Source organism: Nonomuraea corallina (genome assembly GCF_027620315.1).
Lineage (GTDB): Bacteria > Actinomycetota > Actinomycetes > Streptosporangiales > Streptosporangiaceae > Nonomuraea > Nonomuraea corallina.
Map to the genome: position 1 here is coordinate 1 of NZ_JAPNNL010000193.1, position 13,599 is coordinate 13,599.

Genomic DNA, 13,599 nt, shown 5'->3' on the forward strand with positions numbered 1-13,599 from the left:
GCCCCGCTGCTGGCGTTCATCATCCTGGCCGGCATCATCGGCGGCGGCGGCTACTACGGCTACCGCTGGTTCAGCGACGCGCTGGTGCCCGACGACTACACCGGTCAGGGCACGGGCGAGGTCATGATCCAGATCAAGGACGGCCAGAGCGCCTCGGAGGTGGCCGCGGAGCTGCAGCGGCAAGGGGTCGTCGCCAGCGCCAAGGCCTTCATCAACGCCATCGACAACGCGAAGAAGAGCTCCTCCCTCCAGCCCGGCACGTACAAGCTGCGCAAGCAGATGGCCGCCGCCGAAGCGGTCAAGCTGCTCGATCCGGACAACCTGATCGTGGCCAAGGCGACGATCAAGGAGGGGCTGCGACTCACCGACATGTACAAGCAGCTCGCGGAGAAGACCGGCAAGGCGCCGAAGGAGTTCGAGAACGCGGCCAAGAGCGCCGAGGACCTCGGCCTGCCCCGCTACGCCAAGGGCAAGCTGGAGGGCTACGCCTTCCCGGCCACCTACGACTTCCAGCCGGACGCCACCGCGGCCGAGATGCTGGCGCAGATGGTGGAGCGCTTCAACCAGGCGGCCGAGCAGCTCGACCTGGAGGCCAGCGCCAGGAAGATGGGTTACACCCCGCACGAGATCATCACCATCGCCAGCATCATCCAGGCGGAGGCCGGCCGTCACGAGGACATGCCGAAGATCGCGCGGGTCATCTACAACCGGCTCAACCGTGAGCCCGAGATGAAGCTGGCGATGGACAGCACGGTCATGTACGCCTGGGGCCGCTACCGTACCCGGGCGACCCACGCCGAGCTGGAGATCAAGTCTCCGTACAACACCTACAAGCACCTCGGCCTGCCGCCCGGCCCGATCGCCAATCCCGGTGACCACGCCATCGAGGCGGCGCTCAACCCGGCGAAGGGGTCGTGGCTGTTCTTCGTCGCCACCGACCCGAAGAGCAACGTCACCAAGTTCGCCACCACCGAGGCGGAGTTCGCGGCGCTCCGGGCCGAGCTGGAGCGGAACTCGGCGGGCGGCTGACCCGTATGATGGCGGAGCGAAAGGGGGGTGCATGCGAGCTGCCGTGATGGGCTCGCCGATCGCCCACTCGCTCTCGCCGCACCTGCACCGGGCCGCCTACCGCGAGCTGGGGTTGTCCGGCTGGTGCTACGACGCGTTCGAGTGCGACGAGGTGGCGCTGCCCGCCCTGCTGCACGAGCTGCGCCCGGTCCGCGGCGAAGGGCCCGAAGGGCCGGGCACCTGGGCCGGGCTGTCGCTGACCATGCCGCTCAAGCGGGCCGTGCTGCCGCTGCTCGACACCGTGTCCGACCTGGCGGTCGAGGTCGGCGGGGCGAACACGGTGGTGTTCGCCGGCGGCGCCGCCCACGGCGACAACACCGACGTCCACGGCATCGAGCGGGCCCTGGCCGAGGCCGGGGTCCCGGCGCCGCGCTCGGCGACCGTGCTGGGCGGCGGCGCCACCGCCTGTTCCGCGCTGGCCGCGCTGCGCGGCCTGGGTCTGTACGAGGCCACGCTGGTGGTCCGCGACCCGGCGCGGGCGGGCGAGACGATGGGCGCGGCCGAGCGGCTCGGGGTGGCGCTGGCGGTGCAGACGTTCGACAAGCTGGCCGCGGCCGCCCAGGTGGACCTGGTGGTCTCCACCCTGCCGGGCGGCGCCGCCGACGTGTTCGCCGACCGGCTGGCCGGGGTCCCGGCGCTGTTCGACGTGGTCTACTCGCCCTGGCCGACCCGGGCGGCGGCGGCCGTCGAGTCCGCGGGCGGCATCGTGGTCGGCGGCTTCGCGATGCTGCTCCACCAGGCGGTGCGCCAGGTGGAGCTGATGACGGGCCGGGCCGACGTCCCGGTGGCGGCGATGCGCGCGGCCGGCGAGGCCGAGATCCTCAGACGGGCCACTCGAACGGGTTGACGACCGTCACCCCGATGCCGTCGAAGTCCTTGACGTTACGGGTGACCACGCTCCACCCGTGCACCTTCGCAGTGGCGGCGATGAGCGCGTCCGCCGTGGGGAGCGGGCGCTGAGTACGCAGACGGCCCCACTCTTCGGCGATGTCCGGAGAGATGGGCACGATTCGATCCCGGAATGACGCGTAAAGGGTGGCGAGCCAGCGCTCAAGGACCAGGGCCTGCTGAGGGTCGCTCTTCCTCCGAAGCTCGATGCCCCAGCGGATCTCGCCGATGGACAGCGCGCTCAGGTAGAGCGTGGGCCCCAGCGAGGAGTCCACCCATGCCCTGACGGGTGGGCTGCCATTGCGCTTCCTCACCTCGGAGACGATGTTGGTGTCGAGGAGGTAACCGACGCTCACCAGCCCAGGTCCACTTCCCGCGGCAGTTCCTTGCTGCGTGGGAATTCCAGGTCGTCGTCCCAGTCGGGCGCGTTGAGCAGGAACTCCTTGAAGTCCGGCTGTTCGCCCTTGAGCCGCCGATACTCAGCCATGTCGATGACCACCGCGACGTCCTGCCCATGGCGGGTGACGATCTGTGGTCCCTCGTCGTGCGCCTTCCTGACGACCTCGCTGAAGCGCTGCTTGGCCTCTTGAAGCTGCCAAATAGCCATGGAATCCCCTCTTCTGTCCAGACTGGACAGAAGTTTACCGGGGTGCCCCCCGTACGCAGGGAAGATTCGAGGATGTTCTGTGGTTGTGGTAGCGTAACTCTCTGATCGGTCCGGCATGCCATTGCTGGACGCGCAAGCGGAGGTCTCCTCCCACCCGGGCGGCCGGAAGGCGGCCGGGTCAAGGATCACGCCGGACTACTCCGGGGAGCTTGAAGGCCACGACGCCGAAGAGCTCAGTGGCCCCGCATGCGCGACGTGCGGGGCTTTTCGCGTTTTCGCGGGAGCTCCGGCACGACGAGCACGTAGGGATCGCAAACCTAGGAGGCCCCATCAGCACTGAGCCCCGCATCAACGAGCGTATCCGAGTTCCCGAGGTGCGCCTCGTGGGCCCGAACGGCGAGCAGGTGGGCATCGTGTCCATCCACGACGCACTCAAGCTCGCCCAGGAAGCCGACCTCGACCTCGTCGAGGTCGCGGCGACGGCTCGACCGCCCGTGTGCAAGCTCATGGACTACGGCAAGTTCAAGTACGAGTCCGCGATGAAGGCGCGCGAGGCGCGCAAGAATCAGGCGCACACGATCATCAAGGAGATCAAGCTCCGGCCGAAGATCGACCCGCACGACTACGAGACCAAGAAGGGTCACGTGGTCCGGTTCCTCAAGGCCGGGGACAAGGTCAAGGTCACGATCATGTTCAGGGGCCGTGAGCAGTCCCGGCCCGAGCTGGGGTTCAGGCTCCTGCAGCGGCTCGCGGAGGACGTCCAGGAGCTCGGCTTCGTGGAGTCCCAGCCCAAGCAGGACGGCCGTAACATGATCATGGTGATCGGTCCGCACAAGAAGAAGGCCGAGGCCAAGGCCGAGAAGGCCGCCGCCAAGGCGCAGCGTGGCAGCGAGGAGCCCTCCGCACAGGAGGTGTGACCCGCGGCTCGCGCCGGCCTCGCCGGCGCGTTCCCGAGCGGCCAGCGCAAGACGAAGACGCCGAGACCGGGTCGGCCCGCCACCGGCCCGGCCACCGGCACGACCGAATGAGGAGAGACGGCGAGATGCCGAAGATGAAGACGCACAGCGGTGCGAAAAAGCGGTTCCGGCTCACCGGCACCGGCAAGGTGAAGCGCCGCCGCGCCAACCGCGCTCACTACAACGAGTGGAAGTCGTCTAAGCTGACGCGCCGTCTCAAGAACGAGGTCGTCCTTTCCGACGCCGACTCCAAGAAGATCAAGAAACTGCTCGCCAAGTAGCGCGAACCCCCGGGGAGAAGAATCATGGCACGCGTGAAGCGGGCGCTCAACGCCAAGAAGAAGCGCAAGGTCGTTCTCGAGCGGGCAACCGGTTACCGTGGCCAGCGGTCGCGGCTCTACCGCAAGGCCAAGGAGCAGATGCTCCACTCGATGACGTACGCCTATCGGGACCGCAAGGACCGCAAGGGCGCCTTCCGCCGGCTGTGGATCCAGCGGATCAACGCCGCGGCTCGTCAGAACGGCATCACCTACAACCGCCTTATCCAGGGCCTGCGCCTGGCCAACATCGAGGTGGACCGCAAGATCCTCGCCGATCTCGCGGTGAACGACAGCCAGACCTTCGCCACGCTCGTGGAGGCCGCCAAGAAGGCGCTGCCCGCGAACGTGAACGCGCCGGCCGCGGGCTGACCGGAATTTCGCGGGAAGGGCTCACCCCGGCGGTGGGCCCTTTTCCATGCACACCCACAGGAGTGAGATGGCCGGAGCCGAGCTGACCAATGTCCGGTCACCGCGGGTCAAGGCGGCTCGCAGGCTCACCAAGCGCGCCTTCCGCGACCAGGACCGCAAGTTCCTGGCCGAGGGCCCGCAGGCGGTGCGCGAGGCGCTCAAGCTGGACGGGACCACGCTGGAGCTGTTCGCCACGGCCGAGGCCGAGGCCCGCCACCCCGAGCTGATCGGCGCCGCCGCCGCCCAGGGCGTCCACGTCCACCGGGCCAGCGGCGAGGTCATGGCCGAGCTGTCGCAGACCGTCACCCCGCAGGGCCTGGTGGCCGTCTGCCGCCCGGTGCACGTGCCGCTCGCCGAGGCGCTTCCGGGGCCGGCGCGGCTGGTGGCCGTCCTCGCGCACGTGCGCGACCCGGGCAACGCCGGCACGGTCATGCGCGCCGCCGACGCCGCGGGCGCCGACGCCGTGGTCTTCACCGATGCGAGCGTGGATCCGTACAACGGCAAGTGCGTGCGCGCCAGCGCGGGTAGCCTGTTCCACGTACCCGTGGCCATCGGCGCACCGGTCGCCGAGACCGTGCGCCGGCTGAAGGAACACGGCCTGCGCGTGCTCGCGGCCGACGGCGCGGGCCGTCACACGCTCGACGACGTCGACCTGTCGGGTCCCACCGCGTGGATCTTCGGCAACGAGGCGTGGGGCCTTCCCGAAGAGGTGCTCGGGCTGGCCGACGATGTGGTGCGCGTACCCATCTACGGACAGGCCGAGAGCCTCAATCTGGCCACCGCCGCGGCGGTGTGCCTGTACTCCTCCGCCAGGGCTCAGCGAGTGCCCTAGGCGGTGGGAAACCCGCTATTGTCGGCCTTGAAGGCGGAGGAGGCGAGCTCGTGCACGGCGCAGACACCGACGGGCGGCTGGTTGCCGCCGCGTGCACGATAGCGATCGACGACCTTCCCGACGGCCTCATCGTCGCCGACCGGTTCGGCCGGGTGCTCGCGGTCAACCGCGCCGCCGCCCGGCTCACCGGCGTCACGCCGGAGCGCGCCGTCGGCCGGGACATGGCCGAGGTGTTCCCGTTCCGCGACAACGACGGCCGCGACTGGTGGAAGGCGCTCGACCCCGAGCGCGGCCCCCGCATCCGCAGCCGCGTGCCGGAGCGCCCGCTCCACCTGCCCGGCCGCCAGGAGGTGTACGTGGCCGCCCGGTTCGTGCGCGAGCCCGAGCGGTGCGGCGACGTCGAGCGGGTGGCGATCACGCTGCGCGACGGCGGCGCCCGCGCCCGGCTGGAGCGCAGCCGCGCCGACCTGGTCTCCACGGTCGCCCACGAGCTGCGCTCGCCGCTGACCAGCGTCAAGGGGTTCACCGCGACGCTGCTGGCCAAGTGGAGCCGCTTCACCGAAGAGCAGAAGCTCGTCATGCTCGAGACCGTCAACAACGACGCCGACCGCGTCACCCGGCTCATCACCGAGCTGCTCGACGTCTCCCGCATCGAGTCCGGCCGGCTGGAGCTGCGCCGCCAGGTCGTCGACCTGCCCGCCAGGGCCCGCAGGGTCGTCGCCGGACGGGTCGCCGCGGGTGAGCAGGAGGACCGCTTCCGCCTCGTCGCGGGTGACGATCTTCCCGAGATGTGGCTTGACCAGGACAAGGTTGACCAGATCCTGGCTAACCTGGTGGAGAACGCGGTGCGTCACGGTCGCGGCACCGTGACGATCGAGATCGAGTCCGTGGGATGGGGAGTCGCCGTGTCGGTGCGCGACCAGGGCGAGGGCGTCAGGCCCGAGGTGGCCCAGCGCGTCTTCAGGCAGTTCTGGCGCGGCAACAGCCGCAAGCGCGGCGGCACCGGTCTCGGCCTGTTCATCGTCAAGGGGCTGGTGGAGGCCCATGGCGGCACCATCACCGTGCAGCAGGCGCCCGAGGGCGGGGCGGAGTTCCGATTTACCGTGCCCACCGGCACGCCCGACTTCGCGTGACGCCGGGACCGGTGGGCCACCACTAGACTTTTCCCGCTCAAGCCCTGGATACGGAGCTCACTCTTGTCTGACTACGACCCGGTCGAGGTCACCCCGCTGCACGCCGACGAGGTGTCCCGCATGGAGGCCGACGCCATAGCGGCGATCAAGGCGGCCGGCAGCCTCGACGCACTCAAGCAGGCCAGGCTCGCACATTCCGGCGACCGCTCGCCCCTGGCCCTGGCCAACCGCGAGATCGGCGCCCTGCCGCCGGCCGCCCGCGCCGAGGCGGGCAAGCGCGTCGGCGCCGCCCGCAGAGCCGTCAACGAAGCGCTCACCGCCCGGCAGGCCGAGCTGGAGGCCGAGCGCGACGCGCGGGTGCTCGTCGAGGAGACCGTCGACGTCACCCTGCCGTGGGACCGCCGGCCGCGCGGCGCCCGCCACCCGCTGACCACGCTGCAGGAGCGCATCGCCGACACGTTCGTCGCGATGGGCTACGAGGTGGCCGAGGGCCCCGAGCTCGAAGGCGAGTGGTTCAACTTCGAGGCGCTCAACATCGCCAAGGACCACCCCGCCCGGTCCGAGCACGACACGTTCTTCGTCGGCTCCACCGACTCGGGCATGGTGCTGCGCACGCAGACCTCGCCGCTGCAGATCCGCGCCCTGCTGGAGCGCGGCGTGCCGTGCTACGCGATCGCGCCCGGCAAGACCTTCCGCACCGACGAGCTCGACGCCACCCACACCCCCGTCTTCCACCAGACCGAGGGCCTGGCCGTCGACAAGGGCCTGACCATGGCCCACCTCAAGGGCACGCTCGACCGGTTCGCCGAGGTCATGTTCGGCGAGGGCATCACCACCAGGTTCCGGCCCAACTACTTCCCGTTCACCGAGCCGTCCGCCGAGATGGACCTCAAGTGCTTCGTCTGCCGCGGCGCCTCCGCGGTGCCCGGCAACCCGCCCTGCCGCACCTGCAGGAACGAGGGCTGGATCGAGTGGGGCGGCTGCGGCATGGTCAACCCGCGGGTGCTCGTCGCCTGCGGCATCGACCCGTCGGTCTACTCCGGGTTCGCCTTCGGGATGGGCATCGAGCGGACGCTGATGTTCCGCCACAACGCCGAGGACATGCGCGACATGATCGAGGGAGACGTGCGCTTCACGCTCCCGTTCGGAATGGAGATCTGATGAAGGTCCCGCTTTCCTGGCTGCGGGAGTATGTGGATCTCCCGGCGGTCACCGCCCAAGAAGTGGCCGACAAGCTCACCGCCGCCGGGCTCAAGCTGGAGTCCATCGCCTCTCATGGCCATGACGTCAAGAACGTCGTGGTCGGCGAGGTGCTGGAGATCGAGGAGCTGACCGGCTTCAAGAAGCCGATCCGCCACTGCAGGGTCGAGGTCGGCGAGGCGACGCCGCGGGAGATCGTCTGCGGCGCCACCAACTTCGCGGCCGGCGACCGCGTGCCCGTGGTGCTGCCGGGCGGCGTGCTGCCCGGCGGCTTCGAGGTCGGCGCCCGCAAGACCTACGGCCGCATGTCCGAAGGCATGATCTGCTCCGAGCGGGAGCTCGGGCTGGGCGACGACCACGCCGGCATCATGGTGCTGCCCGCCGGCACGCCCATCGGCGCCGACGTGGTCGAGCTGCTGGGCCTGCGCGACGACGTGATCGAGCTGGAGATCACCCCCGACATCGGCTACGCGCTGTCGATCCGGGGCGTGGCCCGCGAGGTGGCGATCGCGTTCGGGGTGGAGTTCCGCGACCCGGCCGACGTCGAGCTGCCCGAGGAGACCAGCGGGGCCTGGCCCGCCTCCATCGAGGACCCGACCGCGTGCGACCGGTTCGTGCTGCGCCAGGTCACCGGCTTCGACCCGGAGGCCAAGAGCCCGCTGTGGATGCGGACCCGGCTCAGCCGGGCCGGCATGCGGCCGGTGTCCCTGGCCGTCGACATCACCAACTACCTCATGCTGGAGCTCGGCCAGCCGCTGCACGCCTTCGACACCGCCAAGCTCACCGGTGAGATCGTGGTGCGGCGGGCCCTGCCGGGCGAGCGGCTGGAGACGCTCGACCACGTCGTGCGCGATCTCGACCCCGACGACATCCTCATCACCGACCAGTCGGGGCCGATCTCCATGGCCGGCACCATGGGCGGCCTGGAGACCGAGATCTCCGACGGCTCCACCGAGATCGTCATCGAGGCCGCCCACTTCTCGGCCACCGGCATCTCCCGCGAGTCCCGCCGCCACAACCTCGTCTCCGAGGCGTCCAAGCGGTTCGAGCGCGGCGTCGACCGCGAGCTGCCGCTCGTCGCCTCCTGGCGGGCCGTGCACATGCTGGCCGAGCTGGGCGGCGCCACCATCCTGCCCGGGGTCACCCACGCCGAGGTCGAGGTCCGGCCCGGCCGCGTGTCGATCCCCGCGAGCCACCCCGGCGACATCGCCGGCATGCCGTACGCGCGAGAGACCGTCGTGCGCAGGCTGGAGCAGATCGGCTGCGTCGTCGTCGACGGCGACGACCCCGCCGTGCGCGAGGGCGGCGTCGACCCGACCGGCGTGGTCACCGGCGGCGAGCTGGCGGCCAAGCTGGCCGTCAAGGGCGACGACATGATCACGGTGACCCCGCCGTCGTGGCGGCCCGACCTCACCGACCCCAACGACCTCGCCGAAGAGGTCATCAGGCTGGAGGGCTACGAGCGGCTGCCGTCCGTGCTGCCCAGCGCCCCCGCCGGGGCCGGGCTCACCGAGGGTCAGCGGCTGCGCAGGCGGGTCGGCAGGGCGCTGGCCGAGGCCGGTTACGCCGAGGTGCTCGCCTACCCGTTCATCAGCGCCGACGACTTCGACCGGCTGCAACTGCCCGCCGACGACGCCCGCCGCCGCGCGGCGCGGCTGGCCAACCCGCTGGGCGAGGACGAGCCGCTGATGCGCACCACGCTGCTGCCGGGGCTGCTCAAGACCCTGGTGCGCAACGCCGGACGCGGCTTCGCCGACGTGGCCCTGTTCGAGACCGGCTCCGTCTACCGGCCGCGCGAGGGCGCCCCGGAGACGGCCCCGGTGCTCGGGGTCGAGCGGCGGCCCACCGCGGAGGAGCTGGCCTCGATCGAGGCGGCGCTTCCCGACCAGCCGTGGCGGGTCGCGGTGGTGCTCGCCGGCGAGTTCGAACGCTCCGGCTGGTGGGGCCGGGGCCGCGAGGCCTCCTGGGCCGACGCGGTGCAGGCCGGGCGGATCGTCGCCGCCGAGGCCGGGCTGGAGCTGTCGGTCATGGCCGACCAGCACGAGCCGTGGCACCCCGGCCGGTGCGCCGCCCTCTACCTCGGCGACCTGCTCGTCGGCCACGCGGGCGAGCTGCACCCGAGGGTCATCGAGGCCTACGGGCTGCCGCCGCGCACCGCCGCGATGGAGCTGGAGCTGACCCGGCTGGAGACGGCCCTGCCCGGCCCGGTCCAGGCGCCGGCCATCTCCGCCTACCCGGTCGCCACCCAGGACGTCGCGCTGATCGTGCCCGACTTCACGCCGGTGGCGGACGTCGAGGCGGCGCTCCGCGACGGCGCGGGCGAGCTGCTGGAGTCGGTCCGGCTGTTCGACGTCTACACCGGCGCCCAGGTGGGCGAGGGCAACAAGTCGCTGGCGTACACGCTGCGTTTCCGCGCCGCCGACCGCACGCTGACGGCCGAGGAGATCGCCGCCGCCCGCGACGCGGCGGTGGCGCTCGCCGCCGACCGCGTCGGCGCCCAGCTGCGCACCGCCTGACGGACGAGGGCCGGCACGCATGCGTGCCGGCCCTTTCGTTTCTCCGTCAGTACGTGTCGATCTCGGCGAGGTCGATGTCGGCGTCGAACGGGACGGTGACCTTGACCCGGTCGCGGTGGATGCCGGTGGGGACGTAGGCGCAGGTGGCGGGGTCGAGCTCGTAGACGTAGACGACCGGCCTGCCCGAGTCGTTCTCGACCCGCCAGAAGTGGGGGATGCCCGCCTCGGCGTAGAGCAGCGGCTTGCGCCTGCGGTCGCGCGAGCGGGACTCCGGCGAGACGACCTCGATCGTCAGCAGAACATCCCGGGCGCGATAGTACGTCTGCTCAGGGCTCTCGTCCGCCTCCGCGTGGATGACGCTGATGTCCGGCTCCGGCCGCTGATCCTCGGCGAGGATGATGCTCATCTCGCGCCGGATGCGCAGCCGGGAGGGGACCGTCCGCCGGAGTGAGGCGACGAGAAGGTCGACCGTGCGCGTGTGGAAGGACGCCTGCGGGCTCACGAGGACCAAGCTTCCATCGATCAGCTCTGTGTGTGCAGGCAAATGCGGAAGGTGATCGAGGTCTTCTGCCGTGAACCCCTCGGGGGGAGGGAAGATCCAGTCGGGCAGCGAGGACTCTGGCGCCATGGGAATGCTCACCGCTTCGGCCGTCATGGTCTTACGTTAGCAACGTACCCCGCTCACTGTTCGTGAACGCGCGCTCTCGCTTGCTGCCAGAATGCCGTTCATGAGGCAGCTACTCGTCTTCCATGAGCGTGAGGACGCCGAGAAGGTCGCCGAGACCCTCGGCGAGTGGTTCCCGGAGCGGGGCGTGCCGCGGGTGGTGCGCGAGACGCTGGCGGGGGAGGACGACGCCGAGGACGCGCAGTGGCTCGTCGTCGTGGCGGGGCTCGACGAGGCGGGTCTGACCCGGGTCGACGAGCTGGTCGAGCGCCATGAGGGCTGGCGCGAGGAGGGCTGAGCGGCGCGGGCCCCGCCGCTGCGGTGACGGGGCCCGCGCCGGGGGCTACCGGCTCGGCCGGCGCCCGTTTCCCGGGATGGTCACCGAAGGCGCTCGAACGGGTTCGGCGCCCGGCCGGTCCACCGGTGCAGGCGGGCATGGGCCGTCTGCTTGGTGACGCCGTCCTCGGTCACGGTGCCCGCGTCCGTCAGGTAGAAGCGGCCGTCGTCCAGCGAGGCCAGCCCGTACTGGCCGGCGGACTCCCAGCCCCGCACGCCCGACTCGGCGTGCTGCAGGCCCTCGGGCACGAGCGCGAGGAGGTCGCCCTGTTCGGGCCGGGGCTGGCCCTCGACGGGGCCGCGCACGGGCCGGGCGGCGCCGTCGACCGCGAACAGCGAGTAGTTCGGGAACTGCGGCTTGGCGCCCTTGTAGACGGCCATCAGCCATCTGCCGGTGTGGCGGTCGTACTCCAGGTTCTGCACCCCGTACCGGGTGTTGCCGGTGCGCACGAAGTACTTGCCGTCGGGGCGGGCGGGGCCGGAGGTGTGCGGGGCGGCCTGGGTGAGGGGGCGCTCGTACGCGCGCCACCGGCTGGTGTCGTACTGGAGCAGCACCTGGTGGTCGTTGTCCTGGCGTTCGACGTTGGAGTAGACGCCGTAGGCCACGGTCAGCCTCTGCTTGCCGTGCCGTTTGCCGAACTCGGGGCCGAACGCCAGGCCGTCGATGCCGCTGCAGCCGTAGCGGTGGTCGGGGGTGTCGGCCACGTTGCCGTCGAAGACGCCGTCGCCGTTCATGTCGGCGCTGTAGTCGTCGGCCACCTCCTGCAGGTGGACGGCGGTCACCACGTCCGAGGTCTCGGCGTCCATGCCGAGGCTGGTGACGCGGTCGACGTCGAAGATGGCGATGTAGAACGCCTGCGCGTCCTTGTACTCCAGCGACCCGTACACCCGCCCGTCGCGGGGGTTGAGGTCCAGGTCGCCCAGGTGGCCGGTGAAGCCGGTGACGGAGCCGACGGGCTTGCCGGACAGGTCGGTCTTGACGAGGAGGTTGGTGAAGGAGAAGTACATGTAGCCCTTCTTCTCGTCCACCGCGATCCCCTGCACGTGCCCCGCCTGCCAGGCGCCGCCGTACACCTCCGCGGGGAGTTCGGGTCGTCCGGCCGCGTGGGCGGCGGGGCTGACGGTGGTGACGGCGGCCGAGGCCAGGACGACGGTGAGGAGTGCGTGTGCCACCCGCATGTGTGCGTATGTACCCTTCGCTGATCTTTTGTGCGCGTAATGGAGCTAGTAGCGACAACAAAGATCTTTACTGACATTCGCCTGACAAGTCCATGACTGAGCACCAAATGATCTGAATAGTTCGTACATACGTCACGCGGTGTTCAGGCGAGCGCCTGCTCGGCGCGGCGCGCCCGCTCCGTCAGGGCGTGCTCGTCGGTACGGGAGTCGTAGCGGCGGAACGACGGCAGGGCGGCGGCGAGGGCGGCCACCGCGGCCACGCAGAGCACGCCACCCGCGCCCAGCGAGAACCTCGTCCCCCCGAGCTGGCTCATGAGCGAGGCCCGGGTGTTGCCCAGCATCGGGCCGGTCGAGTACGACAGCAGCTCGATCCCGGCCAGCCGGCCGCGCATCTCGTGCGGAATCGTCTGGTTCCAGATGGTGGACCGGAAGATGCCGCTGATCATGTCGGCGGCGCCCGCCAGCGCCAGGCAGGCGAACAGCGCCCAGAAGCCCGGGACCGCCGCGGCGAGCGCCACCGCGGCCCCCCACACCATCGCCGCGACGATCACTCCCATGCCCTGCCGGTGCACGCGGGCCGTCCAGCGGCCGGTCAGCGACGCCAGCAGCGAGCCGACCGCCCCCGCCGAGTACAGCAGCCCGGTCGCCGACTCGGCTCCGTACTGCTCGGCCAGCGCCGGGAAGAGCGCGGTGGACATGGCGAACACCATCGCGGCGATGTCCACGAGGTAGGTGCCCATGAGATCCCTGCGCCGGACGGCGTAGCGGACGCCCTCGACCAGGGAGCGGAGCGAGGCCGGCGCCGCGTCCGCGGCCGGCGGGCGCGTGCCGATCCGCCACAGCAGCGCCATCGAGAGCAGGAAGGTGGCGGCGTCCAGCCCGTACGCGGCCGCCGCCCCCAGCTCGGCCACCATCCAGCCGCCCAGCGCGGGCCCGACGGTCGCGCCGAAGTTCCATCTCAGGCTGGTCAGCACGGCGGCGGCGCCGAGCTGGTCGTGCCGGACGACCTGCGGGATCAGCGACTCCATGCTGGGACGCTGCAGGCAGGCCAGGCCCACGCTCAGCGCGCCGACCACGTACAGCACCCAGACCTGGGGCTCCGGCAGCATGGCGTTGACCATGAGCGCGGACGCCGTGGCCGCCAGCCCCACCTCGCTCCACAGGATGATCTTCTGCCGGTCGAGCGAGTCGGCGATCGCGCCGCCCCACAGCCCGCACACCACCATGGGCACGAACTCGGCCAGGCTCATCATGCCGACCGCGAGATAGGACCCGGTCAGCTGCCACATCTGGAACGGCAGCGCCACCATGGTGACGAAGGTGCCGACCATGGTGACGACTCCGGAGGCCATCAGCAGCCGGAAGTCGCGGGAGTCGCGCAACGGGGCGAGGTCCGGCAGAACCCGCGCCAGCGGGGACTTCTTCAGCACGCGCACGAGACCCCATTGTCCCTCCGGTCCGGAGCCCGCCGCAAAACGTTATCCGGGACGCG

Annotated in this window: 15 protein-coding genes; 10 read left to right on the forward strand and 5 right to left on the reverse strand. The window is 70.9% G+C overall.

Annotated elements, in window-relative coordinates; genetic code table 11:
* The coding region (mltG, locus tag OUY22_RS31550; RefSeq protein WP_270158899.1) for an endolytic transglycosylase MltG at nucleotides 1-1,029 on the forward strand (1,029 nt) is incomplete at its 5' end.
* Nucleotides 1,030-1,060: 31 nt separating this feature from the next.
* Nucleotides 1,061-1,915: a shikimate dehydrogenase gene (locus OUY22_RS31555; protein ID WP_270158900.1), complete on the forward strand. Its 855-nt coding sequence runs from the start codon at nucleotides 1,061-1,063 to the stop codon at nucleotides 1,913-1,915.
* Here OUY22_RS31555 and OUY22_RS31560 read toward each other — a convergent pair.
* Both OUY22_RS31560 and OUY22_RS31565 read right to left on the reverse strand, forming a co-directional pair.
* On the reverse strand, nucleotides 1,890-2,312 hold the full coding sequence (locus OUY22_RS31560) for a type II toxin-antitoxin system VapC family toxin (RefSeq protein ID WP_270158901.1): 423 nt from the start codon (nucleotides 2,310-2,312) through the stop codon (nucleotides 1,890-1,892). The genes OUY22_RS31555 and OUY22_RS31560 overlap by 26 nt on opposite strands.
* Nucleotides 2,309-2,563 (reverse strand): type II toxin-antitoxin system Phd/YefM family antitoxin, encoded by a 255-nt coding sequence (locus tag OUY22_RS31565; protein WP_270158902.1) that lies wholly within the window; start codon nucleotides 2,561-2,563, stop codon nucleotides 2,309-2,311. The genes OUY22_RS31560 and OUY22_RS31565 overlap by 4 nt, the downstream gene beginning before the upstream one ends.
* A 347-nt stretch (nucleotides 2,564-2,910) precedes the next feature.
* Here OUY22_RS31565 and infC point away from each other — a divergent pair, with 347 nt between their 5' ends.
* The 7 genes from infC (at nucleotide 2,911) to OUY22_RS31600 (ending at nucleotide 9,928) form a co-directional block, all read left to right on the forward strand.
* Nucleotides 2,911-3,480, forward strand: coding sequence for a translation initiation factor IF-3 (infC, locus tag OUY22_RS31570; protein ID WP_270158910.1), 570 nt, complete (start codon nucleotides 2,911-2,913; stop codon nucleotides 3,478-3,480).
* A gap of 125 nt (nucleotides 3,481-3,605) precedes the next feature.
* On the forward strand, nucleotides 3,606-3,800 hold the full coding sequence (rpmI, locus tag OUY22_RS31575) for a 50S ribosomal protein L35 (RefSeq protein WP_270158903.1): 195 nt from the start codon (nucleotides 3,606-3,608) through the stop codon (nucleotides 3,798-3,800).
* 24 nt (nucleotides 3,801-3,824) lie between these two features.
* Nucleotides 3,825-4,208, forward strand: a complete 384-nt coding sequence (rplT, locus tag OUY22_RS31580; protein WP_148031211.1) for a 50S ribosomal protein L20 — start codon at nucleotides 3,825-3,827, stop codon at nucleotides 4,206-4,208.
* 67 nt (nucleotides 4,209-4,275) lie between these two features.
* Entirely contained in the window at nucleotides 4,276-5,079 is an 804-nt protein-coding gene (locus OUY22_RS31585; RefSeq protein WP_270158904.1) for a TrmH family RNA methyltransferase, read from the forward strand.
* A gap of 50 nt (nucleotides 5,080-5,129) precedes the next feature.
* Complete coding sequence (locus tag OUY22_RS31590; RefSeq protein ID WP_270158905.1) at nucleotides 5,130-6,212, forward strand: sensor histidine kinase; 1,083 nt, start codon at nucleotides 5,130-5,132, stop codon at nucleotides 6,210-6,212.
* 120 nt (nucleotides 6,213-6,332) lie between these two features.
* On the forward strand, nucleotides 6,333-7,373 hold the full coding sequence (pheS, locus tag OUY22_RS31595) for a phenylalanine--tRNA ligase subunit alpha (RefSeq protein WP_270158912.1): 1,041 nt from the start codon (nucleotides 6,333-6,335) through the stop codon (nucleotides 7,371-7,373).
* Nucleotides 7,373-9,928, forward strand: coding sequence for a phenylalanine--tRNA ligase subunit beta (locus OUY22_RS31600; RefSeq protein WP_270158906.1), 2,556 nt, complete (start codon nucleotides 7,373-7,375; stop codon nucleotides 9,926-9,928). Before pheS ends, OUY22_RS31600 begins: the two co-directional genes overlap by 1 nt.
* A 46-nt stretch (nucleotides 9,929-9,974) precedes the next feature.
* Here the strand turns inward: OUY22_RS31600 and OUY22_RS31605 are convergent, their stop codons facing one another.
* Nucleotides 9,975-10,583, reverse strand: a complete 609-nt coding sequence (locus OUY22_RS31605) for a Uma2 family endonuclease (RefSeq protein ID WP_408638231.1) — start codon at nucleotides 10,581-10,583, stop codon at nucleotides 9,975-9,977.
* A 73-nt stretch (nucleotides 10,584-10,656) separates the two neighbouring features.
* On the opposite strand from OUY22_RS31605, the gene OUY22_RS31610 reads away from it, so the two are divergent.
* Nucleotides 10,657-10,890: a hypothetical protein gene (locus OUY22_RS31610; protein WP_270158907.1), complete on the forward strand. Its 234-nt coding sequence runs from the start codon at nucleotides 10,657-10,659 to the stop codon at nucleotides 10,888-10,890.
* Nucleotides 10,891-10,970: 80 nt separating this feature from the next.
* Here the strand turns inward: OUY22_RS31610 and OUY22_RS31615 are convergent, their stop codons facing one another.
* Nucleotides 10,971-12,107, reverse strand: coding sequence for a hypothetical protein (locus OUY22_RS31615; RefSeq protein ID WP_270158908.1), 1,137 nt, complete (start codon nucleotides 12,105-12,107; stop codon nucleotides 10,971-10,973).
* 143 nt (nucleotides 12,108-12,250) lie between these two features.
* Nucleotides 12,251-13,543, reverse strand: coding sequence for an MFS transporter (locus OUY22_RS31620; protein ID WP_270158909.1), 1,293 nt, complete (start codon nucleotides 13,541-13,543; stop codon nucleotides 12,251-12,253).
* Nucleotides 13,544-13,599 lie beyond the last annotated feature (56 nt).

Excerpts from the sequence above, each read along its gene's own strand:
- OUY22_RS31555 (WP_270158900.1), top strand. The coding sequence starts at position 1,061 with ATGCGAGCTGCCGTGATGGGCTCGCCGATCGCCCACTCGCTCTCGCCG.
- OUY22_RS31565 (WP_270158902.1), bottom strand. The coding sequence starts at position 2,563 with ATGGCTATTTGGCAGCTTCAAGAGGCCAAGCAGCGCTTCAGCGAGGTC.
- rpmI (WP_270158903.1), top strand. The coding sequence starts at position 3,606 with ATGCCGAAGATGAAGACGCACAGCGGTGCGAAAAAGCGGTTCCGGCTC.
- rplT (WP_148031211.1), top strand. The coding sequence starts at position 3,825 with ATGGCACGCGTGAAGCGGGCGCTCAACGCCAAGAAGAAGCGCAAGGTC.
- OUY22_RS31585 (WP_270158904.1), top strand. The coding sequence starts at position 4,276 with ATGGCCGGAGCCGAGCTGACCAATGTCCGGTCACCGCGGGTCAAGGCG.
- pheS (WP_270158912.1), top strand. The coding sequence starts at position 6,333 with ATGGAGGCCGACGCCATAGCGGCGATCAAGGCGGCCGGCAGCCTCGAC.
- OUY22_RS31600 (WP_270158906.1), top strand. The coding sequence starts at position 7,373 with ATGAAGGTCCCGCTTTCCTGGCTGCGGGAGTATGTGGATCTCCCGGCG.
- OUY22_RS31605 (WP_408638231.1), bottom strand. The coding sequence starts at position 10,583 with ATGACGGCCGAAGCGGTGAGCATTCCCATGGCGCCAGAGTCCTCGCTG.
- OUY22_RS31610 (WP_270158907.1), top strand. The coding sequence starts at position 10,657 with ATGAGGCAGCTACTCGTCTTCCATGAGCGTGAGGACGCCGAGAAGGTC.
- OUY22_RS31615 (WP_270158908.1), bottom strand. The coding sequence starts at position 12,107 with ATGCGGGTGGCACACGCACTCCTCACCGTCGTCCTGGCCTCGGCCGCC.